This window comes from Rhodoferax sp. (assembly GCF_034519335.1).
Taxonomy (GTDB): domain Bacteria; phylum Pseudomonadota; class Gammaproteobacteria; order Burkholderiales; family Burkholderiaceae_C; genus Allorhodoferax.
This window is the reverse complement of record NZ_JAXHOL010000003.1, coordinates 37,137-58,085: the sequence shown is the minus strand read 5'-3', so window position 1 is coordinate 58,085 and position 20,949 is coordinate 37,137. Positions and strand designations below refer to the sequence as shown.

Sequence of the window (20,949 nt, the reverse complement as noted above, 5' to 3'; positions counted from 1 at the left end):
GGTGCAGGTCAGGGCCTGCCCTTGTTGGCTGATTTGCAGTATATTCTTTTTACCAAGCAAACGCTTTGTAAAAATAACCCCCTAAGACCCGAGGAAACCCCATGATCGAACGCACCCTGTTTTCCCCCGACCACGAGTCCTTCCGCGACAGCTTTCGCCGCTTTATGGAAAAAGAAATTGCCCCCTTCCATGCCGAGTGGGAAGAGCAGGGCTATGTGGCCCGCGAGGTCTGGAACAAGGCCGGCGAGAACGGCTACTTGTGCATGTCCATGCCCGAAGCGTTTGGCGGGTCTGAAGCGGACAAGCTGTATTCCGTGATCCAGATGGAAGAGCTGGCGCGTGGCGGGTTTACCGGCATCGGCTTTGGCCTGCATAGCGAGATCGTGGCGCCCTACATCCTGCACTACGGCACGCCAGAGCAAAAAGCCAAGTACCTGCCCAAGCTGGCTACTGGCGAGCTGGTGGGTGCTATCGCCATGAGTGAACCCGCTGCGGGCTCGGACTTGCAAGGCGTCAAGACCACGGCTCTGGAACAGCCGGACGGCAGCTATCTGCTCAACGGCAGCAAGACCTTTATCACCAACGGCTGGCATGCGGACTTGGTCATTGTGGTGGCCAAGACCAACCCCGCTGCCGGCGGCAAGGGCACCAGCCTGATGCTGGTGGAGCGCGGCATGCCCGGCTTCAGCGTGGGCAAGCGGCTCAAGAAGGTGGGCATGAAGGCGCAAGACACCTCTGAGCTGTTCTTCGACAACGTGAAGTTGGGGCCGGAGCACCTGCTGGGCGGCAAGGCACACGAGAACCGTGGCTTCATTTGTCTGATGGAGCAGCTGCCCTGGGAGCGCTTGCAGATTGCCGTGGGCGCGGTGGCCTCTGCGCAGGCCGCCATCGACTGGACGGTGGACTATGTGAAAGAGCGCAAGGTGTTTGGCCAGCCGGTGGCGGCCTTCCAGAACACCCGTTTCACGCTGGCCGAGCTGCAAACTGAGGTGCAGGTAGCCCGCGTGTTTGTGGACAAATGCTGTGAGTTGATCTGCCAGGACCAACTCGACACCGCCACCGCCAGCATGGCCAAGTACTGGACCACCGACCTGCAGTGCAAGGTGATGGACGAGTGCGTCCAGCTGTTTGGCGGCTACGGCTACATGTGGGAATACCCCATCGCCCGCGCCTATGCCGACGCTCGCGTGCAGCGCATCTACGGCGGCACCAACGAGATCATGAAAGAGGTGATCACGCGGTCCATGGGCTTGGGCGGCAAATAAGCCGCGCGGGGCAGGGTTCCGCTACACTGCGGCGAAACTTTTGGAGCCTGCCCATGACTGCTTCTGCCGCTGTCCATTGCCTCACCCTGGAACGCAACCTGGCGGTGCCGCGCGCCGCGGTCTGGCGCTGCTGGACGGAGCCCGCGCTCCTGGTGCAATGGTTTTGCCCCAAGCCTTGGGGTGTGAGCGAAGCGGTGATGGAGCTGCATGCGGGCGGCCGTTTCTTCACCCACATGGTGGGCCCCAACTGCGAACAGGTGCCCAACGAAGGCGTGTACCTGGAGGTGGTGCCTGGCCGCAAGCTGGTGTTTACAGATGCCTTTCAGGCCGGCTGGGTGCCGGCCAAGCCGTTTATGGTGGGTGAAATCACGCTGGCCGATACGCCAGATGGTCTCACCCACTATGTCGCGCGCGCCCTGCACTGGAGCGCGGAAGACAAAGCGCAGCACGAAGCCATGGGCTTTCACGAAGGCTGGGGCGTGGCCGCCGACCAACTGGTGGCACTGGCCCAAACCCTGTGAGCGCAGTCGACAGCGTGGCCACCGTGCCCGCAATCCCCAATCCCTTTCCCATTCGCATTTACTGGGAAGACACTGATGCCGGTGGCGTGGTGTTTTATGCCAACTACCTGAAGTTTTTTGAGCGTGCCCGCACCGAATGGCTACGCGCTGCGGGCGTAGGCCAACAGGCCCTTCGCGACGAAACCGGCGCCATGTTCGTGGTGGCCGATGTGCAATTGCGCTACCTAGCGCCGGCCAAGCTGGACGATCTGATTACGGTGAGCGTGCAGGTCGCCGAGCTCGGCGCTGCCAGCATGGTGCTGGTGCAAGAGGCCTGGCGTGGCGACACGCTGCTGGCCCAGGGTCGCATTCGCATCGGTTGCGTGCAGGCCGACACCCTCAAGCCACGGCGCATTCCTTCGCAGGTGTTGAACGCTATTGCTTCTTGACCTTGGCTTGCGCGCCGCGGGTGTGCGCGCCATGCACATGGCCATGTGCTGCCCTCGGTACCGCTTGGGTGCGGGCTGCGACTGACAGCTCATTCAAGATGCCGCAGTGCGCGGCTTCCTGCGTTACCAGGCACTGCTCGCGCAGGGCTTTGAGTTGCCGCTCCAGCGCCCGCAGATCCTTGATGCGCTGGGCCACGTGGCCAATGTGCTCGTCCAGCAGTGCGTTGACTTGTTCACAGTTGTCTTTTGGTGCATCTTTGAAACCCAGCAGGGTGCGGATTTCGTCCAGCGTCATGTCCAGCGAGCGGCAGTGGCGGATGAAGGACAGGCGCTCCATGTGGTTGGCGCCGTAGATGCGGTAGTTGCCTTCGGTGCGCAGGGGCGTGGGCAGCAGGCCCTCGCGCTCGTAGTAGCGCACCGTCTCCACCTGGGTGCCAGTGGCCTTGGCCAGTTCACCAATTTTCATGCACATTCTCCCGGGTGCGCCCTATGAGCGCAGATAGCGAATTGTACGGCTTGACTCTGTAGTTGGTACAGGCTTTTTAATAGTGGTTTTGCCATATTTCAATAACCAATACCTATGACATATTTCAGCGCTACCGCACCCCAATGGACCAGCGCCAGCCCGATTCTGGACATCCACCATCCCGAGATTCAGCGCCTGGTCCAGGCACGCGGCTGGCGTGCGCTGGAGCCCTATGCACGCATTGGCGCGGCCTATGACTTTGTGCGTGACGAACTGGTCTTTGGTTACAACGACAGTGACGATCTGCCCGCTTCACAGGTACTGGCCGATGGCTTGGGCCAGTGCAACACCAAGGGCACGCTGCTCATGGCCTTGCTTCGGGCGTTGGACATTCCTTGTCGCTTTCATGGCTTCACTATCGACAAGGTGTTGCAGCGCGGCGCCATCACTGGGCTGGCCTACCAGCTGGCACCACCGTCCATCCTGCACAGCTGGGTGGAGGTTCTGTTGGAAGACCGCTGGTTGCGGCTGGAAGGCTTCATTCTCGATATGCCCTACCTCAACGCATTGCAGACCGGATTTGCAGATGTACAAGGTAGCTTCTGCGGCTTTGGCGTGGCTACTCCCAACCTGCAGGCGCCTGGGGTCGATTGGGCCGGGCAGGACACCTTCATCCAGAAAGAGGGAATCAACCAAGACTTTGGCGTTTTTGACACGCCAGATGCTTTTTATCAGCTGCATGGAGTCAACCTGTCGGGCCTCAAGCAGTGGCTCTACACCCGCTTTATTCGCCATTGGATGAACCGCAATGTGGACAACATCCGCACTGGGCGCGTGCGCCCCGCAAAGCGCCATATGCTCCAGCCCGGAAAGGCCGGCCAGTACCTGGGTGCAAGGTTGTAGCTGCTAAACTTCATAGCATGCGACGCTGGCTTCTCGTCTTTCTCTTGGTGCTCTTGCCATTGCAGTTAACCTGGGCTGCTGTGAGTACCTATTGCCAGCATGAAAGCATGCCTTCAGTCCAACACATAGGTCACCATGCACACAAGCACGCGACTGTGACCACGGACAACGATGGCTCTGCTGGGGTAGATGGCGTCTCTGTTGAAAACGAATGCGGCGTTTGCCACGCGAACTGTTCCGTAGCATTTCAAAGTTCGTCGAAAACGCTACGGCTGACTACAGGGCCTGTGCGGATACATGCCAATGCCGCTATGTATCTGGCTCACTACCAAGACTTACCCGAACGCCCGCAATGGGTTTCCCTGGTTTAACCAGGGGCGTTTCAGTTAAGGGATTGACCGGTGCATTGCCGGTCTGTCCACCGTAACCATTCTTCTCCTGGATTCTTGTTCCGGCAAATCTGCCGGTTTTGACTGAGCCTGTTGGAGGAGTTGTTTGTGGCGCAAGCGTTTTGGCGCGTATATCCGCGTTGGGTCTGGATCGTTGTGGTGTTGGCTTTGGTCTCGCTGGATCAAATCACCAAAGTTTTTTTCGCTTCCATCATTCCATTGGGAGGTTTGATTGAAGTTACTTCTTGGTTTAACTTCGTACACGTCCTGAATACAGGAGCGGCGTTTTCCATACTTGCCGATGCGGGTGGTTGGCAACGTTGGTTTTTTATTTCTATCAGTGTCCTGGTGGTACTGCCTATAACAGTACTGTGCCTGCTTCGCAAAATCGATCCCGCGGAGCGCTGGATCGGCGCGGGTGTTGTTGCCGGAGGCAGTGGCAACTTGATTGATCGGGTCCAGACCGGCGCGGTCATAGATTTTCTTGATTTGCACTGGAAGGCGCTTCACTGGCCAGCGTTCAATTTGGCGGATGTGTTCGTGGTTTGCGCCATGCTTGTCTGGGTTGGGCTCTCCTTTTCCATTTCAAAACGCCAATCTGCCGGCCTCCGCAAGGGAGGCTTATGAAGTCCACCTGGCTACTACTTCTGACTGCCTGGTTGCTCGCCTTGTTGTCTACAGCAGGCGCCCTATTCATTGGCGAAGTGATGTTGATGACGCCCTGCACCTTGTGCTGGTACCAGCGCATAGCGATGTTTCCTTTGGCGCTCATTCTGGGTATAGCCAGTTATAGCCATGACCGTCGAGGTGCCGTCTATGCCTTGCCTTTGGCGGTGTCAGGGACATTGATTTCTGGCTACCACACGCTGCTTGTCGCTTCTTGGATTCCGAAAACATGGACCCCCTGTGGAACAGGTGTCTCGTGCGCGAATCAAAAGCTGGAAATCCTCAACGGTTTGCAGATCCCGTGGCTGTCCTTGGCCGCTTTTTTTCTCATCACCGTTTTGATCATTACTTATCTCAAAAAAGTCCCCAAATGAAATCCAAAAACAACATCCCTTTCTATCCAGCCTTTGCGCTTGGTATGTACGTGTACCAACAGCGTGTCCAAAATTCTCAAATGGAAAGGCACAAGCGCCAACAAGGTCGTCCCAACCCGGGGGCCCGTCAATGCGCCCCCCATCCTTTTTGATCCTGCGTGCGAGACACAGCCTTTTATCCACTGTCAAACTTATGCGAAACACCCCAACGAATCCCTGACGGTATGCGCCCCATCAAGGCTGACCAAGGGAAAGCGCCGAAGCAGCCAAAACAGGACAAAACCCCGGCTGGAAAGACCTGGCGGCCCAACCGAGGGGCGGACCACGCAAAGCCCAACTGAATGGCGACCAAGCCAGGCGGGGTAAATATCCAAAGCCCTGCAGCAAGCGGGCGAATTAAGCGTGTTGTCCCAAGATGTTCAGGACTTGACAGCGTTGGAAGTGACGAAGACACCAACCTTTTTTGTGAATGGCCACCCGCCAATTGGTCCTAGCAACACAGCGCTGGGCGGAAGAGGGCAAGAGCAAGAAGGAGGCCGCGACGAGAAATCAAAGACCCAAAACAAGCGAAGGACACAGAAGCAAACAACGAAGAACCCACCCTACTTCTTTCAAGCACATTCTGCCTCACCATTCACCGCATTTCCAATCACTCCAAACCCAATAACCAACCAACACGCCAACACGCCAGAAATACCCTAGGGCACGACACCCGCAAGCGCGCAAACAAACGCCGCGACCCAAATTTTCAGCCACAACCTTTTCCGCCTTTCGCTCCATTCGACGGCGGCGAGTCCCCACAACTGGAGCGGGCCGCAAAACAACTTAACCGCGGCGCATGCGCACGCGGCACAAGCGTCCTCCATTACTGACCACCCATTTTTGGCCTTTCCAGAAGAAACAAACATCCATCGCCGACACCGCCAGCTCCTTATCTTTTTGAGAACACGGGAGCAAAACCCGACGGGCACACTACATCTCCGGAACGGCAAATGGGAAGCGCACGCCGGGGGGTATCATTACCACCCTGACCCCAAGCCCGACCATGACGGCACGCCCGAGCACCCCAATTCGACCGCAACGCGGCACGACAGGAACCCCACCACACCAAACCCAGCACGAGCTGCGGGCCAATCCTACTTGGATCGCATTATTCGCACTTGGAAATTCGACTACCCCTCCTATTGCAGCTCAATTGGCGGCAAACGGGCAGCGGAACCTCAACGGAAAGTCTTGCATGGCGCGGCCAAAGCTCAGGAAGCGTGGGTGAGCTAATGAAGTACTACGCCAGTGACTTCAGTGCAGATGGCAAAGATCTGGCAACTTTTGGCAAGAAGTCAGGTTGAAGTAACAGCTTGCGAAAGCCGCACCAACGCGTTTCAATATTCGCTGACCAAGGCAAGATTTTGGTGGCCACGTTTGGCGAGTTGGTTCAGGCGCGCGTCCACGCACCGTGCGCAGCCAAAACGTCCAATGCTGCAAATCATTTACGACGTGTGGGTCACTAAGTATTGCCGCGCAACCGCTCCCCCCGCTTGGCGGCGTCCCGTATTTTTCGGCAACAGCGCTTTTTCAACGCTTTCCCAAATATCGCCAGCGAGGCAATAGAAATAGCCAGCAACGTTAGGCCAACATAGGCGGCCCACTTGGGGTCAAGCGCTGCACCCAGCATTCCAAAGCTCCACCAACCACGATCTTCCATCCACACAGCGCCTCGCCGTCAATTAGCAAAAACTTCCGCCACGAGAGTAGCGAGGCACCGGCACCCAAGCCGACCAAAGAGAAAGAACCTTTGACAAATCGGTAGGTGAGCAACACGCGCAGGCTGTAACGCTCCACGCCGGCACTTGCCAGTGCAATCCAGGGCGCCGTGGTGGTAAAGGTGCTGCAGATCCAGGGCGAAGCAAATCGCCCCAGCGCAAAGCCACCCCCCCCAAACTCCCCGTACAAGCCCATCCTCCAGCCCAATGCACCCTCACCAAGCCTCACGCAGCCCTTTTTGCCAAGGCAGTAGGCCAACAGCACACCGTATATCCACAGGCGCAACAAATCCAAAGCAGCAGCCGGGGTCTAGTGTCGCAAAGCTTTTACCCCCATCTTTGGGTGTAGTGTCGCAAATGGTGAGGCCCCAAAACAAATAAATACCGTATAGTTCATATGGATACTTTTCGGTTTGTATATTCCGCTTGCGCCACATTTTTGGCGAGGTTGATTGATCTAACCATCATGGAGATATCGATGAAAAAGTTTCTGATTGCATCTGTTCTGTCCCTGGGCGTAGCCTTCTCTGCACAGGCCAAAGACATTGTGGATACCGCTGTGGGTGCTGGCAGCTTCAAGACATTGGCCGCAGCCCTGGGCGCTGCTGGCCTGGTGGACACCCTCAAGGGCAAGGGCCCATTCACCGTGTTTGCGCCGACTGATGAAGCCTTTGCCAAGATCCCCAAGGCTGACCTCGACGCCTTGCTCAAAGACAAAGCCAAGCTGACCGCCATCCTGACCTACCACGTGGTCCCCGGCAAAGTGATGGCCGCTGACGTGCGTGCCGGTAAGGTCAAGACCGTGCAGGGTTCTGAGCTGACCGTCTCCACCACCGGTGGTGTGATGGTGGACAACGCCAAGGTGGTCAAGACCGACATCGTGGCCGACAACGGCGTGATCCACGTGATCGACAGCGTCGTGATGCCCAAGTAAACGCCAGACGTTTTGCCCGCCGCCCAGGACTGCTTTGCACTCCTGGGCTTTTTGGTTTTCACACCGGGCCCAGCCCACCCCCGCCATGCATCTCTCGCGTCTATCTCCCTCCCGCTTGCTGCTATCTTGGTGCGCGACGCTTGCGCTGCTGTGTGGCCAGGCTGCCTTGGCCCAAACTGCCGCGCCCACCGCCCCAGCGCCCGCCACGGCGGCCGCCCCCGCCGAGCTGGCGCCCTACGGCTCCAACTGGCAGGCCAAAGGCAGTGGCGTCTTGCGGTTCTTTGGCTTCAACGCGTATGACGCCACGCTCTGGCTGCCGGGCGCCGATGCGGCGTTCAGCTTTGCGCGCCCGTTTGCGCTGGATATTCGCTACGCCACCGCCATCAAGGGCCGTGACATTGCCAACACCTCGCTGATTGAGCTGCAGCGCATCAGCACCTCGTCGCCCGAGCAGATCGTGGCTTGGTCCAAATGGATGGAAGCGCTGTTTGTGGATGTGAAGTCGGGCGACCAACTGGTGGGCGTGCACCTGCCGGGCGAGGGCGCGCGCTTCTTCTTCAATGGCAAGCTGCTGGGTGAGACCGCCGATACCGGCGTTTAGCGAGGCCTTCTTCAAAATCTGGCTCGACCCCAAAACCAAACGCCCCGAGCTGCGCGCCGCCTTGCTCTCCCAGGCCGCGGAGCCCCGGCGCTAGACCACCCGGACGGATTGCATGCCGGCCCTGCGCACCCTGGTCTGGTTCAAGCGCGACCTGCGCGTGCACGACCACGCGCCGCTGGTGGCAGCGCAGCGCAGTGCGGACGCTGCGGGCCTCTTCATCATCGAGCCCGAGTGGCTGCACAGCCCCGAGTGCGATGCGCAGCATGTGGACTTTGTGCTGCGCAGCCTGCAGGAGTTGCGCGAGGCGCTGGCGGCGCGCGGCATGCCGCTGCTGGTGCGCGTGGGCTCGGCCGTGCCGGTGCTGGCGCAGCTGCACGCCGAGCTGGGCTTTGGCCAGCTGCTCAGCCACGAGGAAACCGGCCCGGGCTGGAGCTATGTGCGCGATGTGCAGGTGGGCCAGTGGTGCCAAGCGCAGCAAGTGGTGTGGCAAGAATTTACCCAGACCGGCGTGGTGCGCCGCCTGCGCAGCCGCAGCGGCTGGGCAGGGCGCTGGCAGGCGCGTATGGATGCGCCCTTGCAGCTGCTGGAGGGCGGGTTTGTGGCCGCGGCACCGCTGGACCAACCCGCGCTGCCCAGCCTGGCAGAACTGGGCTTCTCCCCCCACGGCCGGCAGCTGCAGCGCGCTGGTGAAAAGGCTGCGCGGCGCACCCTGCAAACCTTTCTGGCCGAGCGCGGCTACGACTACCGCAAGGCACTCTCCAGCCCGCTCAGCGCGCAAGACGGCTGCAGCCGCCTGAGCCCGCACCTGGCCTTTGGCACCGTGTCCTTGCGCACGGTGCACCAAGCTACCGAAGTCACCATTGCCAACACCCCCGACCGCACACTCGCGCACGCGCTGCGTGGCTTTGCCGGGCGCCTGCGCTGGCACTGCCATTTCATGCAAAAGCTGGAAGACGAGCCCGGACATTGAGTTCCAGAACTTTGCCCGCGTGTGCGATGGCCTGCGCGAGGACGATTTCAACCACGCGCACTTTGCCGCCTGGTGCGAAGGCCGCACCGGCTACCCCATGGTGGACGCCTGCATGCGCTCCCTGCGGGCCACCGGCTGGCTGAACTTTCGCATGCGCGCCATGCTGGTGAGCTTTGCCAGCTACCACCTGTGGCTGCACTGGCGCGAGCCGGGCCTGTTTTTGGCCCGGCAGTTTCTCGACTTCGAGCCCGGCATCCACTGGAGCCAGATGCAGATGCAAAGCGGCACCACCGGCATCAACACGCTGCGCATGTACTCGCCCACCAAACAGGCGCAAGACCAAGACCCCGAGGGCCTGTTCATTCGCCGCTGGGTGCCCGAGCTGGCCCGCGTGCCGCTGCCGTATCTGGCCCAGCCCTGGAACATGGACGCCAGCGTTCAGCGCATGGCGGGCTGCCACATTGGCACCGATTACCCGGCGCCTATCGTCGATGACAAGCTGGCCATGAAGGCCGCCAAAGACCGCATGTACGGCCTGCGCCAAACGCAGGCGGCGAGGGCAGAGGCGGGCGATGTGCAAGCGCGCCATGGCTCGCGCAAAAGCGGCCTGCCGCCCTCTGGCCAGCGTCGCAAGGCGGCTGCCAAGTCCCGTGCCAAAGCCGTTGACACGCCATCGCCCCAGGGCGACCTGTTTGGCTGAACCCGCAAGACACCCATGCCACACCCCACCAAAAACGACTTCAAGGGCAACAAACAATCGTTGCCCAGCAAACCCTGCGCCGTGTGCGGCCGCACCATGACCTGGCGCAAGGCCTGGGCCAAAAACTGGGATGCCGTGCGCTACTGCTCCGACGCCTGCCGGGCCAAAAAATGAACAACTCCACCACGCCCATGCCCGCACTTGCCCCCATGCCCACCAAAGTGCGCAACCTCGTCATCGTGCTGGGCGACCAGCTCGATGCAGAGTCGTCCGCATTCGACGGGTTTGATGCCACGCAAGACGTGGTGTGGATGGCCGAGGTGGCCGAGGAGTCCACCCACGTGTGGTCTGCCAAGCAGCGCACCGCCGTGTTTTTGAGCGCCATGCGGCACTTTGCGCACGACCTGCGAGCGCGCGGCTTGCCGCTGCACTACACCGCGCTGGACGATGCCAACAACCCCGGCACCTTGGCTGGGGCGCTGCAGCAGGCCATTGCCACGCTGCAGCCTGCTGGCCTGGTGCTCACCGCCCCGGGCGACTGGCGCGTGCTGCACAGCCTGCGCGCTGTAGCTACCCAACAGCAGTTGCCTCTGGACCTGCGCGATGACACGCACTTCTTCAGCACCGTGCGCGAGTTCGCCGCCCACGCCCAGGGCCGCAAGCAGCTGCGCCTGGAATATTGGTACCGCGCGCTGCGGCAAAAGCACGGCATCCTGATGGAGGGCAAGGCCCCCGTGGGCGGGCAATGGAACTTTGACGCCGACAACCGCGAATCTTTTGGCAAGGCAGGCCCGCAGAATGTGCCGCCACCCACGCGTTTTGCGCCCGACGCCATCACGCAAGACGTCATCACGCTGGTCAACACCCGCTTTGCCAGCCACCCCGGCACGCTGCACAGCTTTGGCTGGCCGGTCACGCGCGTGCAGGCGCTGCAGGCCCTGCAGGCCTTTATCACCCAGCGTCTGCCACTGTTTGGCAAATATGAAGATGCCATGTGGGCAGGCGAGGCCTGGCTCTACCACTCGCACCTGAGTTGCGCGCTCAACCTCAAGCTGCTGAACCCGCGCGAAGTGGTGCAAGCCGCCGAAGACGCCCACCGCGCAGGCCACGCGCCGCTGGCAGCGGCCGAGGGTTTCATCCGCCAAATATTGGGCTGGCGCGAATACGTGCGCGGCATCTACTGGACGCAAATGCCCAGCTACCTGGAACGCAATGCGCTGGACGCGCAGGCCGACTTGCCCGCCTGGTACTGGACGGGCGAGACCGACATGGCTTGCCTCGAAGACGCCATTGGCCAGACCCTGGAACACGGCTACGCCCACCACATCCAGCGCCTGATGGTGACCGGCCTGTACGCACTGCTGCTGGGCGTGCGCCCGCAGGCGGTGCACCAGTGGTACCTGGGCGTGTATGTGGACGCGGTGGAGTGGGTGGAGTTGCCCAACACGCTGGGCATGGGCCAGTTTGGCGACGGTGGGCTGATGGCCAGCAAGCCCTATGTGGCCAGCGGCAAGTACATCCAGCGCATGAGCAACCACTGCCAAGGCTGCCGCTTTGATCCGGCCCAATCCACCGGCCCGCAAGCCTGCCCGTTCACCACGCTGTATTGGGACTTTTTGATCCGCCACGAAGCCCTGCTCAAGCCCAACGCCCGCATGGCCATGCAGCTTAAAAACCTGGCCCGGCTTGATGCGCCAGCGCGCGACGCCATCCAGCAGCAGGCCGCCCAGCATCGGCAGGGGCAGGGCGTTTAAGTGCCAAATTGGCCTCTAGCCCTCGTGGATATTGCGCGAACAGCTATCAATAACGTAGCGTTTCGGGCGGGGCTGGCTGCTGTCAGGCCTCGCCCGTTGCCAATTCAAAGCCCTCATCCAGCCAGCCGGTAATGCCACCGGCCATGATCTTCACGGGCCGGCCCAGCCGCGCCAGCCCCAGCGCGCCACGGGCGGCGCCGTTGCAGTGGGGGCCCGCGCAGTAGGTCACAAACAGGGTGTCGGCCGGCCACTGGGCCATCTTGCTGGCCACGATCTTGCCGTGCGGCAGGTTGATGGCGCCGGGCACATGGCCGCGCGCAAACAAGGCGGGGGAGCGCACGTCCAGCAGCACAAAGTCGGCGCCCTGGGCCAGCGCATCGTGCGTGTCCCAGCAGTCGGCCTCGAAGGTGAATTCGGCGGCAAAGTGCGCTTCGGCCAGGGCGGACGGGGCGGCGGGGATGGCGGTGACTGCGGTGGGCATCTGGGTTTCTCCGGTGGGTGGTTGATGCCTCTATGGTGTTGGCGCAGGCGTGTTTCTACAATTGGCGTAAAAGCCATTTATGACAAAAAACACGCCAAACTCGCAAACCGCGCCGACCTCACCTTCGTCCACCACCGGCCCCCTGGTGGTGGCGCCCGTGTACGACGGGCTGTGTACCTTTGAGTTCTCCATCGTCGCCGAGATCTTTGGATTGCATCGGCCCGAGATGGGGCCGGACTGGTACCGCTTCGCCAGTGCCGCCATCGAGCCCGGCCCGCTGCGTGCCCACGGCGGCCTGCGCGTCAGCTGCGATGGCGACGCCAGCCTGCTGGAGCAGGCCGACCTCATCGTCATGGCAGGGTGGAAGGGCGCGCAGGTTCCCGTGCCGGACGAACTCAGCCAGCGCTTGCGCGCAGCCTGGCAGCGCGGAGCGCGGCTGGCGTCCATCTGCTCCGGTGCCTTTGTGTTGGCGGCCACCGGCCTGCTGGACGGCAAGCGCGCCGCCACCCACTGGCGCTACGCCAAGGCGCTGCAGGCGCGGCACCCCAGTGTGGAGGTGGACGCCAGCGTGCTCTATGCGCAGGGCGACCGCGTCTACACCTCGGCCGGCAGCGCCGCAGGCATGGACCTGATGCTGCACATCGTGCGCAGCGACTTTGGGGTGGACGCCGCCAACAGCGTGGCGCGCCGCCTGGTCATGCCGCCACACCGCAGCGGCGGCCAGGCCCAGTTCATCGAGCGCCCCGTGCCGCAAGACGGCGACCAACGCCTGGTGAAGTTGCTGGAGGCCGTGCGCAGCGATTTGCAAGCGCCGTGGACAGTGGACCACATGGCCAGCCGCGTCGCCATGAGCCCGCGCACCTTTCTGCGCCGCTTTGCGGACCTGACCGGCCAATCCCCCGGCCAATGGGTGGTGGCCGAACGCGTAGAGCAGGCCAAGCGCCTGCTGGAAGGCAGCGCGCTGTCGGTAGAGCGCATCGCCACCGAAGTGGGGCTGGGCAGCCTGCAGGCGCTGCGGCACCATTTTCAGCAACAGCTGGGGCTGTCACCGCGGGACTATCGGGGGATGTTTGGGCGGTAAATGGGCTGCTAGTCCCCGTGGATATTGCGCGAGAAGCTATGGATTAGATAGCAGCCAGTTACTCGGTGCATTGAGTTTTTCAGATTTGCATGCCAGTGGCAGTTTGTTGAGGCATCAATGCTGAAGAGATATTGTGGCGTTGCTTCAAGGGCGGCCGGGGACCAAATTAGGCAAGCTGGGCGTCATCAGCTCGATACGATCGACGATAGATCTTAAGCCGCATTAAGATCATGGCATTAATCTTGTTTGAAAATTGATGTAAACTAAGATCAGTCAGTTAATCTTGATTGGATTTGTATGCTTGAGATAGCAAAGAAAGACATCGTTTCCCGGCTCCAGTTTGACAACCCTTGGTGGTCAGATGGTCGTAGTGGCAAAGTAGCCTATGAGGGTACACCGCGTCGAAAGTATTTTGAACTATTTCATCGGGCTGTCGCAGACGCTACTGTACGACGAGCTGTAGTACTGATGGGGCCGAGGCGAGTTGGAAAAACTGTGATGGTTTACCACAGTATTCGAGCTCTGCTAGATACAGGGGTCGATGCTTCCAATATCTTATATATCTCTTTGGAAACGCCAATTTATACGGGACTCTCGTTAGAGCGAATTTTGGCGTACTTTCAAGAATTATTTTCTCATAAACGTGATTCGAATCTCTTTGTCTTTTTTGACGAAATTCAGTATTTACGGGACTGGGAGATTCATCTTAAATCTTTAGTTGATTCATATCCAGACTATCGCTTTGCTGTTACTGGATCAGCTGCAGCTGCTTTGCGATTAAAAAGCAACGAATCAGGTGCAGGAAGATTTAGTGACTATGTATTGCCGCCTTTAACATTTGCTGAGTATTTAATGTTTATTGGGAGAGAGGAGGAGCTTGTTAGTACTACTCCGACTTCTAGTGATGAGATGGGAAGTTTTGATTATGCTGCCAAAAATATCGATCAGCTGAATGAGGAATTTGTAAATTACCTCAATTTTGGCGGCTATCCTGAGGCGGTCTTTTCTGAGACGATTCGACGAGATCCTGGTCAGTACATTAAGAGCGATATTATCGACAAGGTCTTGCTGCGCGACCTTCCTAGTCTGTACGGAATTAGTGATATACAAGAGCTTAATCGATTATTCACCACGCTTGCCTACAACTCCGGAAATGAGGTCAGCCTTGAGGCTCTTTCTCAATCATCGGGTGTTGCAAAAAATACTATCCGTCGGTATCTTGAATACCTTGAGGCTGCATTTTTGATTCGACGCGTTGAACGAATCGATCAAACCGCTAAAAAGTTTAAGCGGGCGATGTGCTTTAAGGTATACCTAACAAATCCCTCTATGCGCGCTGCGCTATTTGGTCAGATTGAAGCAGACTCGGAAGCAATGGGTGCATTGACAGAGACTGCGATCTATAGTCAGTGGCAACATAGTAAATTAACCGAGCTTTACTATGCGAGATGGAACTCGGGTGAAATAGATATTGTTCATCTCAGCGGGAGTGAGCAGAAACCGACTTGGGCTGTCGAAGTTAAGTGGAGTGATCGTCCATATAAAGCACGCGCAGAGCTAGATAATTGTGTGGAATTTGTTGGGCGAAATCCAAAAATTGGACAACCAATTTTGATTACATCTAAGACGGTCGCGGATGAGGATGTTAAATATAAAGGTGTGGATTTCGCTTTTCGTCCAGCTAGCCTATACGCCTATATGCTAGGTGCCAACCTACTTCGCGCTGTTGTGCAAAGGCCGATTTTTAAGCATGGAATTCCTTTGCATGGCGGTAAGCAGGCTTGAGCAATCGTTGTGCGAGATCTCTGGATAATAAATTTTGACGATTGGATGATGTCGCTTAACTAATAAAACTAGCGCGAATGCACGCCTTAACCTAACCCCCCACGAACTCCTGTTGCCGCCCGGCCCGCATCTCCGTCTTCTCGGCGGCGGTGACTCAAGGAGGCACTAGATATTGCGCAAACAGCTATCAATAAAGTAGCAATTTGACCCGCACCAAGCCATGAGGCGCGGGTCTTGCGCTTCGCGTTAGCGCTGGGCTTGTGGCGCACTGGCCACCAGGCGTTGGACGATGCGCCGGGTGAAGGGGGCGATGACCAGCACCACGGGGAACGCAACCAGCCACGCCATGAGCCAGGCGCCTATCCACAGGTCCAGAAAGTGTGCACCGGGGCCGGACGCCCGGAAGGTGGAGATGCCGGACACCACCCAGGACATGAGGCCGGAGAGGATGAGGCCGAACAAAGCGGGGGCGAAACGTGCGGGGATTTTTTTCATAGCAATAGCTCCAAACGGTTGGTAAAAGAAAGCCCAGGTTCAGACCCAGGCGAGGGAAGACACAGCAAGCGCTGCGACATACAGCCCGCACCCAAACGCCAGGTGGTTGGCGAGGCTCTTGGTGCAGTTTTTCAGCGGGTTAGGGGTCCGCGATGAGGCAAATCCTGCGCCCATGGCGGGCTGCATGACGAACAGCGGAAACACGGCGGTGCCCAGGCCAAACCACAGTGCCGGCGCTAGTGTGGGGGCCTGTAGCCAGGCGTGGCCCTGGTAGGCCAGACTGCTCAATCCTGGGCCTTGAACCAGTCCTCCAGCGCGGCAGCAAACACCGAGCCAGTGGCGTAATGGGCGGCCCAGCCCAGCGCCCGCTCCATGGGCACGGGTGTGGCTCGCGCGATGGAGGCGTGGGCCGTTGGCCCCGCGGCATATGGCCCACCCAGCGGCCCAGCAGCGCAAAGTTGAGGGTGGGAATGCCCAGCGCCTTGAAGCAGCAGCTGCCACAGGTCCATCACCGCGGTGGCGCCAAGGCCGATGGCGGCTGCGGGTGCAAGTGTGTCGATCCAGAGTGTCATGGGGTGCCTTTCACGTTGACAAGTTGTCGGTCTGAAAGCAGTATGCAAACTCAAGTCAACTTGAGGTCAAGACATTTTTTCACTATGGATATTTCAGAAGTTTCCAAGCGCTCGGGCTTGCCCGCATCGACCCTGCGCTACTACGAAGAGCGCGGGCTGATCGCGCGTCGATAGGCCGGCAGGGTTTGCGGCGGCGGTTTACGCTTGCACCGAACGTGCTGGAGCAGCTGGCCCTGGTGTCGCTGGGGCAGGCGGCGGGGCTTTACGCTGGATGAGATTGCGCAGATGTTTTCACCGACGACAGCGCCGAGCATTGACCGGGCCATGCTCGCCGCCAAGGCGGACCAGATCGACGCCATGGTGACCCGGCTACAGGCCACGAGCGACCAGTTTGCGCCACGCCGCCAAGTGCCCGGCCGCCAGCCACATGGCCTGCCCATCGTTCCAGCGCTTGCTCCAAGCCGCGTCCACAGGGGCGCTGGGCAGGCCCGCTGCAAATGCAAAATAGGCGCTAAATAGTAGTCAAATAGGCCTCTAGCCCTTATGGAAGTATGCGCGAGCAGCTACCTATTCCATAGCATTTTGGCTTTGCATACCCACGCTGGAGGCCTGAGGCTCGCAGGCGCTTGGTGCGGTACCCTCTGCTCCCCTTAACTTCATTTTTTTCTTCCCCCACCTCCCCCATCCCGGCCTTCCCCCCCCCAGCTCCCCCCCTTCCACCCCCCCCCCTCCCTCTCCCTCCCCTCCTCTTTCTTCCCCCCCCCCCGCTGCCCCTCCTCTCTTTTTGTTTCCCTCCCCCCCCCCATTTCTCCCCATCCCCCCCCCCCCCCCCTTTCTCCCCTCCTCCCCTCCTCCCCCCCCCCTCTTTCCCCCCCCTTCTACTCTCCCCCCCCTTTACCCCCTCACTCCCCGCTGCTCTCTCCCCTTTTTTTCCCCCCCCCCTCTCTACCCTCCCTACTCTCCCCCCACCCCCCCCCCCACCCCCCCCCTCCTCCCCCCCCTACCCACCCCCCCGCCCCACGCCCCCAGCCTCCCTTTGCCTTAGCCTAATCCGAATTGCTTGTGCAGCACCTTGTCAAAGAAGCCGCGCGGCAGAAAGCGGCGGGCGAACGCGCCCTGGCGCGCGACCTTGCCGGAGGGGTAGCGCAGCAGCGGCGTCTGGTCGTCAGCGGCCAGCACGATGGTGTCCGCCACGCTGTCGGCACTATCTGCGGCACGCATTGCAACCTCGAATGCGACGAGGTACTTTTTGCGACTGGCGTCGTAGGCGGCCAGGGGCTGATCGGCGGGTGTCACGCTGGCGTCGAATGCGGTGCGGGTCACGCCCGGTTGAATCACCGCGACGCGTATGCCGAAGCCGCGCACTTCGTGATCGAGCGATTCGGAGTAGCCCTCGATGGCGTGTTTGGTGGCCGAGTAATGGGCGTTGAAGGGCGCCGGGATGATGCCCAGCCCGGAGCCCACGTTCAGGATGCGGCCGCTGCCCTGCTTGCGCATGGTGGGCAAGACTGCATTGCTGACCCGCACCACGCCGAACACATTGGTCTCGAACATCGCCCGCACCTGTGCGATCGAACTCTCTTCCGCGGCGGCCGGGCCAAAACCAAAGCCCGCATTGTTCACCAGCAGATCGATGCGTCCTTCGTGTTGCAGCAGCGTATCGACAGCGGCCTGGACCGAGGCGTCGTCTGTCACATCCATCGCCAGCATGGTCATGGCACCGTGGCCCGCCTGCGCGCCGCGCCGGCTTGTGCCATAGACCTTGTAGCCCGCGGCGACGAGTTTGTTGGCGGTGGCTTCACCGATGCCTGAGGAAGCGCCAGTAACGAGCGCAACGCGTTTATTTGTTTTCATGAAAAAAATCCTGATGGTTTGTGGTTGAGGGCGCGGTTGTCGATGCTTCAGACAACCGCGAGTGCTGTGCGCGTCTTGATGTTCAGGCGGCCAGCGTCAGGTAGTCCGTGTAGCCCTCGGAACCGGGCGTGTAGAAGGTGGCGGGGTTTGGCGCATTCAACGCGGCGTCTTGGCGCAGGCGCTCCACCAAATCAGGGTTGGCAATGAAGGGCCGGCCCATGGCCGTCAGGTCTGCGCGGCCTTCACTCAGGGCCTGCTCTGCGCTGGCTTTGTCGAGTCCACCGGCCAGGATGAAGGGGCCGTTGAACGCGGCCCGCAGATCCGCCTTCAGCGTGGCCGGAACCGGCGGGGCTCCCAAGGCCGAATGGTCCAGCACGTGCACATACATTAGGCCGAGTGCGGAAAGTTGCTGCACCAGTGCCAGGTACTGTTCGTCTACGCCATCGAATGCACCCGCGGCGTTGACCACGCCGTGGGGGGAGAGGCGGATGCCTACGCGCTCTGCGCCGATTTCTTTTGCGGCAGCGCGGGCGACTTCCAGCACCAATCGGTTGCGGCCTTCCGCTGTGCCACCGTAGCCATCGGTGCGGCGGTTGATGTTGGCATTCAGGAACTGCTCCAGCAGGTAGCCATTGGCCGCATGCAATTCGATACCGTCAAAGCCCGCCTGCATGGCCAGGCGCGCGGCGTTGGCGTACTCGCTCACCACGGCCTGGATGTCGGCCTCTGTCATGGCGCGCGGTGGCGTGTGCGCTTGGCTGCCTTGCGTGTCGGTCCACATCTCGCCGGGGCAGGTTTCGGGCGAAGGCCCCAACACCTCGGCACCCGCAGGCAGGTTGGCCTGGTGGGACACGCGGCCGGTATGCATCAGTTGCACCACGATCTTGCCGCCCTTGGCGTGCACCGCGTCGGTCACCAGCTTCCAGCCTTGCATCTGGGCGTCATTGAACAGACCCGGAATCCGGGCATAGCCCAAGCCGTTGGGGGAGGGCGAGGTGCCTTCCGTGATGAGGAGGCCGGCGCTTGCGCGTTGGGCGTAGTAGGTGGCCATCAGGCTGTTGGCGGTGTTGTCGATGGCGCGGCTGCGTGTGAGGGGCGACATCACGATGCGGTTGCTGAGTGGGGTGGCGCGAAGTTGGAATGAATCGAAAAGCATGGGGTGACCATTTAAAAATGGAAGTGCAGAAGACGGGCTGAGTTGCGTTGCTCAGTGCGTCGGAATCAAGCAATCTGGTATCGGGGGGCCGGCTTGCCAGCTTGGGTGTTGGCAAACAGTTCGGCGCGGGCGGCGTCGTACTTGTCCCACAGGCTCGCATCGGCAACCGATGGCCAGGTAATGGTTTCGCCCTGGTCCAGGCCTGCCAGCGCCGCATCGACCATGTGTTCGGTCGTCATCAGGGTGTCTTTGTTGAGGGCTGCCAACGGCACGCCCGACAAATCCCAGAGTTCGGTGGCAGTGGAGGCTGGCAGCACCAGTTGAACCTGCACACCGGTTTCGGCCAGCTCTTGCTGCAGGCCTCGGGTGTATTGCAAAACATAGGCTTTGGTGCCGCTGTAGATGGCGCTGATGGCCATGGAGTGCACGGCAAGGACGGATGCGATGTTGATGATCAAGCCTTGCTTTTTTGCCACGAAGGCCGGCACGGCCGCTTGCGTCAGGCGCGTCAGGGCGGTGATGTTGAGGGCGATCTGGGTCTGCGCGTCGCTGGCAGATGTCTGGGCCGCAGGCGCCAAGCGGGCTATCCCGGCGTTGTTCACCAGCACTTGCACGTCCGCGCGGGTTGCTAGCAGCGCCTCGATGCGCGCCACATCCTGGTCGTTGGTCAGGTCTGCCGCAACGGCCTCGGCTTGGATGCCATGCGCCTTGCTGAGCTGCGCGCACAGGGCTTCCAGGCGGTCTGCGCGTCGGGCAACCAGGATGAGGTTGTATCCGCGTTGGGCCAGGCGGTCTGCATAGACGGCGCCGATGCCAGAGGAGGCTCCGGTAATGAGGGCGGTTTTGGAAGATGGGGTATGTGTCATAAAGCGTTGTCGTAAAGGGTGATGGGTTGGAGAGGTGCGCCTGCTTGCGTTACTGGGCAAGAAATGTCAGCGCGCTGGGTACAAAGTCGGCGTGGAACTGGAAGATGCCGCCGTGGCCCGCGTCGGGATAAATGATCAGGGTGCTGTTTGGAAGCCGTCGCGCCAAGTCGTGGGTGTTGCTCGTAGGCACCATGCGGTCCTGGTCGCCGTTGACCACCAGCACAGGCTGCTTGACCACGGACAGATCCGCGGGTTGCTTCTGGCCCCACGCACGCAGAGCTTGCAACTGCGCAATGAAGGCAGCAACGCTGACTTCTTTGTCGCGGTTGTCCGTGCGTTCATTCAATCGCGCCAAAAAGGCTTTGCCAGCGTCGATGCCATGGGATGTGCGGGTGAAGAACAGGTATTGCTTGGGGTCTTGGCCCGTGAGCAGGCCCCGAAGAATGTCGTAGTTGGCCACGCCTGCTACGGTGCTGATGCCTTCACCCCCGGCAGGGCCGGTGCCCGCAAGAATCATTTTGCGGATCAGCTGCGGCTCCTTCAGAACCATCTCCTGGGCGATCATGCCGCCCATCGAGAAGCCCAAGAGGTCTACCTGCTTGAGCCCTTTGGCTTTGAGGAACGTGAGGGCATCGTCTGCCATTTGCTCCATGGTGTTCGCCGGTGACCCACTGGATGCGCCGACACCGCGATAGTCGAAGGCAATGACATGGTGCTTCGCCGCAATGCCGTCCATGATCCGGGGGTCCCAGTTGTCCAGCACGGCGGCGAGGTGGACCAGAAACACCACGGGTGTTCCGCCGTTGTGCTGTCCCATCTCGCGGTAGGCGAAGCTGATGCCATCGGCGGTGATGGTTTGTGTGGGCACCGTTTTCCAGGTGTCATGGAAAGCGCGGCTGGTGGCTGGCGGCATTTGCCCCGCATTTGG

25 protein-coding genes and 1 pseudogene are annotated in these 20,949 nt (G+C 60.4%); 16 read left to right on the top strand and 10 right to left on the bottom strand.

Annotated features, from left to right (window positions below):
• Window positions 1-101: 101 nt before the first annotated feature.
• From U5O12_RS04135 to ybgC, 3 genes are read left to right on the top strand one after another with little or no spacing between them, the layout of a single operon-like run.
• Window positions 102-1,265: an acyl-CoA dehydrogenase family protein gene (locus tag U5O12_RS04135; RefSeq protein ID WP_322577418.1), complete on the top strand. Its 1,164-nt coding sequence runs from the start codon at window positions 102-104 to the stop codon at window positions 1,263-1,265.
• Between the two features lie 53 nt (window positions 1,266-1,318).
• A complete protein-coding gene (locus U5O12_RS04130) occupies window positions 1,319-1,786 on the top strand; it encodes an SRPBCC family protein (protein ID WP_322577417.1) in 468 nt (155 codons plus the stop codon).
• The gene (gene ybgC / locus U5O12_RS04125; protein ID WP_322577416.1) at window positions 1,783-2,214 is read left to right on the top strand and encodes a tol-pal system-associated acyl-CoA thioesterase; all 432 of its coding nucleotides are present in this window, start codon (window positions 1,783-1,785) and stop codon (window positions 2,212-2,214) included. Before U5O12_RS04130 ends, ybgC begins: the two co-directional genes overlap by 4 nt.
• On the opposite strand, the gene cadR is transcribed toward ybgC, so the two are convergent.
• A complete protein-coding gene (gene cadR / locus U5O12_RS04120) occupies window positions 2,201-2,680 on the bottom strand; it encodes a Cd(II)/Pb(II)-responsive transcriptional regulator (protein ID WP_322577415.1) in 480 nt (159 codons plus the stop codon). The genes ybgC and cadR overlap by 14 nt on opposite strands.
• Window positions 2,681-2,794: 114 nt before the next feature.
• Here cadR and U5O12_RS04115 point away from each other — a divergent pair, with 114 nt between their 5' ends.
• From U5O12_RS04115 to U5O12_RS04105, 4 genes are all read left to right on the top strand, one after another.
• On the top strand, window positions 2,795-3,583 hold the full coding sequence (locus U5O12_RS04115) for a transglutaminase family protein (RefSeq protein ID WP_322577414.1): 789 nt from the start codon (window positions 2,795-2,797) through the stop codon (window positions 3,581-3,583).
• A gap of 17 nt (window positions 3,584-3,600) precedes the next feature.
• Window positions 3,601-3,954 (top strand): cation efflux protein, CzcI family, encoded by a 354-nt coding sequence (gene czcI / locus U5O12_RS21130; RefSeq protein WP_416221439.1) that lies wholly within the window; start codon window positions 3,601-3,603, stop codon window positions 3,952-3,954.
• A 126-nt stretch (window positions 3,955-4,080) separates the two neighbouring features.
• Window positions 4,081-4,599 carry a signal peptidase II gene (gene lspA, locus U5O12_RS04110; RefSeq protein ID WP_322577413.1) on the top strand — a complete coding sequence of 173 codons (519 nt, stop codon included), beginning with the start codon at window positions 4,081-4,083 and terminating at the stop codon, window positions 4,597-4,599.
• The gene (locus tag U5O12_RS04105) at window positions 4,596-5,012 is read left to right on the top strand and encodes a disulfide bond formation protein B (RefSeq protein WP_322577412.1); all 417 of its coding nucleotides are present in this window, start codon (window positions 4,596-4,598) and stop codon (window positions 5,010-5,012) included. Before lspA ends, U5O12_RS04105 begins: the two co-directional genes overlap by 4 nt.
• 1,623 nt (window positions 5,013-6,635) lie before the next feature.
• Here the strand turns inward: U5O12_RS04105 and U5O12_RS04100 are convergent.
• Window positions 6,636-7,067 carry a hypothetical protein gene (locus tag U5O12_RS04100; protein ID WP_322577411.1) on the bottom strand — a complete coding sequence of 144 codons (432 nt, stop codon included), beginning with the start codon at window positions 7,065-7,067 and terminating at the stop codon, window positions 6,636-6,638.
• 183 nt (window positions 7,068-7,250) lie between these two features.
• On the opposite strand from U5O12_RS04100, the gene U5O12_RS04095 reads away from it, so the two are divergent.
• The 6 genes from U5O12_RS04095 (at window position 7,251) to U5O12_RS04070 (ending at window position 11,731) form a co-directional block, all read left to right on the top strand.
• Complete coding sequence (locus U5O12_RS04095; RefSeq protein ID WP_322577410.1) at window positions 7,251-7,706, top strand: fasciclin domain-containing protein; 456 nt, start codon at window positions 7,251-7,253, stop codon at window positions 7,704-7,706.
• A 166-nt stretch (window positions 7,707-7,872) separates the two neighbouring features.
• Window positions 7,873-8,307, top strand: coding sequence for a hypothetical protein (locus U5O12_RS04090; protein ID WP_322577409.1), 435 nt, complete (start codon window positions 7,873-7,875; stop codon window positions 8,305-8,307).
• Between the two features lie 112 nt (window positions 8,308-8,419).
• Window positions 8,420-9,277, top strand: a complete 858-nt coding sequence (locus U5O12_RS04085) for a deoxyribodipyrimidine photo-lyase (protein ID WP_322577408.1) — start codon at window positions 8,420-8,422, stop codon at window positions 9,275-9,277.
• The gene (locus tag U5O12_RS04080) at window positions 9,207-9,977 is read left to right on the top strand and encodes an FAD-binding domain-containing protein (protein ID WP_322577407.1); all 771 of its coding nucleotides are present in this window, start codon (window positions 9,207-9,209) and stop codon (window positions 9,975-9,977) included. The genes U5O12_RS04085 and U5O12_RS04080 overlap by 71 nt, the downstream gene beginning before the upstream one ends.
• Window positions 9,978-9,992: 15 nt before the next feature.
• Entirely contained in the window at window positions 9,993-10,151 is a 159-nt protein-coding gene (locus U5O12_RS04075) for a DUF2256 domain-containing protein (protein WP_322577406.1), read from the top strand.
• A gap of 17 nt (window positions 10,152-10,168) precedes the next feature.
• Window positions 10,169-11,731, top strand: a complete 1,563-nt coding sequence (locus U5O12_RS04070) for a cryptochrome/photolyase family protein (RefSeq protein WP_322577405.1) — start codon at window positions 10,169-10,171, stop codon at window positions 11,729-11,731.
• Between the two features lie 82 nt (window positions 11,732-11,813).
• Here U5O12_RS04070 and U5O12_RS04065 read toward each other — a convergent pair whose 3' ends face one another.
• A complete protein-coding gene (locus U5O12_RS04065) occupies window positions 11,814-12,212 on the bottom strand; it encodes a rhodanese-like domain-containing protein (RefSeq protein ID WP_322577404.1) in 399 nt (132 codons plus the stop codon).
• A gap of 79 nt (window positions 12,213-12,291) precedes the next feature.
• On the opposite strand from U5O12_RS04065, the gene ftrA reads away from it, so the two are divergent.
• A complete protein-coding gene (gene ftrA / locus U5O12_RS04060; protein WP_322577403.1) occupies window positions 12,292-13,293 on the top strand; it encodes a transcriptional regulator FtrA in 1,002 nt (333 codons plus the stop codon).
• A 297-nt stretch (window positions 13,294-13,590) separates the two neighbouring features.
• Window positions 13,591-15,078, top strand: coding sequence for an ATP-binding protein (locus tag U5O12_RS04055; RefSeq protein ID WP_322577402.1), 1,488 nt, complete (start codon window positions 13,591-13,593; stop codon window positions 15,076-15,078).
• A 246-nt stretch (window positions 15,079-15,324) separates the two neighbouring features.
• On the opposite strand, the gene U5O12_RS04050 is transcribed toward U5O12_RS04055, so the two are convergent.
• The 3 genes from U5O12_RS04050 to U5O12_RS04040 are packed head-to-tail and all read right to left on the bottom strand — an operon-like array spanning window position 15,325 to window position 16,145.
• Window positions 15,325-15,573, bottom strand: a complete 249-nt coding sequence (locus U5O12_RS04050) for a DUF2798 domain-containing protein (protein WP_322577401.1) — start codon at window positions 15,571-15,573, stop codon at window positions 15,325-15,327.
• Window positions 15,574-15,612: 39 nt separating this feature from the next.
• Complete coding sequence (locus U5O12_RS04045) at window positions 15,613-15,861, bottom strand: DUF2938 family protein (protein ID WP_322577400.1); 249 nt, start codon at window positions 15,859-15,861, stop codon at window positions 15,613-15,615.
• A complete protein-coding gene (locus U5O12_RS04040; protein ID WP_322577399.1) occupies window positions 15,858-16,145 on the bottom strand; it encodes a DUF2938 family protein in 288 nt (95 codons plus the stop codon). The genes U5O12_RS04045 and U5O12_RS04040 overlap by 4 nt, the downstream gene beginning before the upstream one ends.
• 84 nt (window positions 16,146-16,229) lie before the next feature.
• Between U5O12_RS04040 and U5O12_RS04035 the strand changes: the two are divergent.
• Window positions 16,230-16,653, top strand: a pseudogene (locus tag U5O12_RS04035) (helix-turn-helix domain-containing protein).
• Window positions 16,654-17,186: 533 nt separating this feature from the next.
• Here the strand turns inward: U5O12_RS04035 and U5O12_RS04030 are convergent.
• The 4 genes from U5O12_RS04030 to U5O12_RS04015 form a co-directional block, all read right to left on the bottom strand.
• Window positions 17,187-17,999, bottom strand: a complete 813-nt coding sequence (locus tag U5O12_RS04030) for an oxidoreductase (RefSeq protein WP_322577398.1) — start codon at window positions 17,997-17,999, stop codon at window positions 17,187-17,189.
• A gap of 82 nt (window positions 18,000-18,081) precedes the next feature.
• Window positions 18,082-19,155 carry an alkene reductase gene (locus U5O12_RS04025; protein ID WP_322577397.1) on the bottom strand — a complete coding sequence of 358 codons (1,074 nt, stop codon included), beginning with the start codon at window positions 19,153-19,155 and terminating at the stop codon, window positions 18,082-18,084.
• 65 nt (window positions 19,156-19,220) lie between these two features.
• Window positions 19,221-20,021, bottom strand: a complete 801-nt coding sequence (locus U5O12_RS04020) for an SDR family oxidoreductase (protein ID WP_322577396.1) — start codon at window positions 20,019-20,021, stop codon at window positions 19,221-19,223.
• Window positions 20,022-20,070: 49 nt separating this feature from the next.
• The gene (locus U5O12_RS04015) at window positions 20,071-20,934 is read right to left on the bottom strand and encodes an alpha/beta hydrolase (RefSeq protein WP_322577471.1); all 864 of its coding nucleotides are present in this window, start codon (window positions 20,932-20,934) and stop codon (window positions 20,071-20,073) included.
• Between the last annotated feature and the right edge of the window lie 15 nt (window positions 20,935-20,949).

Coding starts and splice junctions, on each gene's coding strand:
- U5O12_RS04135 (WP_322577418.1), top strand. CDS start 102: ATGATCGAACGCACCCTGTTTTCCCCCGACCACGAGTCCTTCCGCGAC.
- U5O12_RS04130 (WP_322577417.1), top strand. CDS start 1,319: ATGACTGCTTCTGCCGCTGTCCATTGCCTCACCCTGGAACGCAACCTG.
- cadR (WP_322577415.1), bottom strand. CDS start 2,680: ATGAAAATTGGTGAACTGGCCAAGGCCACTGGCACCCAGGTGGAGACG.
- U5O12_RS04115 (WP_322577414.1), top strand. CDS start 2,795: ATGACATATTTCAGCGCTACCGCACCCCAATGGACCAGCGCCAGCCCG.
- czcI (WP_416221439.1), top strand. CDS start 3,601: ATGCGACGCTGGCTTCTCGTCTTTCTCTTGGTGCTCTTGCCATTGCAG.
- U5O12_RS04105 (WP_322577412.1), top strand. CDS start 4,596: ATGAAGTCCACCTGGCTACTACTTCTGACTGCCTGGTTGCTCGCCTTG.
- U5O12_RS04095 (WP_322577410.1), top strand. CDS start 7,251: ATGAAAAAGTTTCTGATTGCATCTGTTCTGTCCCTGGGCGTAGCCTTC.
- U5O12_RS04085 (WP_322577408.1), top strand. CDS start 8,420: ATGCCGGCCCTGCGCACCCTGGTCTGGTTCAAGCGCGACCTGCGCGTG.
- U5O12_RS04075 (WP_322577406.1), top strand. CDS start 9,993: ATGCCACACCCCACCAAAAACGACTTCAAGGGCAACAAACAATCGTTG.
- U5O12_RS04070 (WP_322577405.1), top strand. CDS start 10,169: ATGCCCGCACTTGCCCCCATGCCCACCAAAGTGCGCAACCTCGTCATC.
- U5O12_RS04065 (WP_322577404.1), bottom strand. CDS start 12,212: ATGCCCACCGCAGTCACCGCCATCCCCGCCGCCCCGTCCGCCCTGGCC.
- ftrA (WP_322577403.1), top strand. CDS start 12,292: ATGACAAAAAACACGCCAAACTCGCAAACCGCGCCGACCTCACCTTCG.
- U5O12_RS04055 (WP_322577402.1), top strand. CDS start 13,591: ATGCTTGAGATAGCAAAGAAAGACATCGTTTCCCGGCTCCAGTTTGAC.
- U5O12_RS04050 (WP_322577401.1), bottom strand. CDS start 15,573: ATGAAAAAAATCCCCGCACGTTTCGCCCCCGCTTTGTTCGGCCTCATC.
- U5O12_RS04040 (WP_322577399.1), bottom strand. CDS start 16,145: ATGACACTCTGGATCGACACACTTGCACCCGCAGCCGCCATCGGCCTT.
- U5O12_RS04030 (WP_322577398.1), bottom strand. CDS start 17,999: ATGAAAACAAATAAACGCGTTGCGCTCGTTACTGGCGCTTCCTCAGGC.
- U5O12_RS04025 (WP_322577397.1), bottom strand. CDS start 19,155: ATGCTTTTCGATTCATTCCAACTTCGCGCCACCCCACTCAGCAACCGC.
- U5O12_RS04020 (WP_322577396.1), bottom strand. CDS start 20,021: ATGACACATACCCCATCTTCCAAAACCGCCCTCATTACCGGAGCCTCC.
- U5O12_RS04015 (WP_322577471.1), bottom strand. CDS start 20,934: ATGCCGCCAGCCACCAGCCGCGCTTTCCATGACACCTGGAAAACGGTG.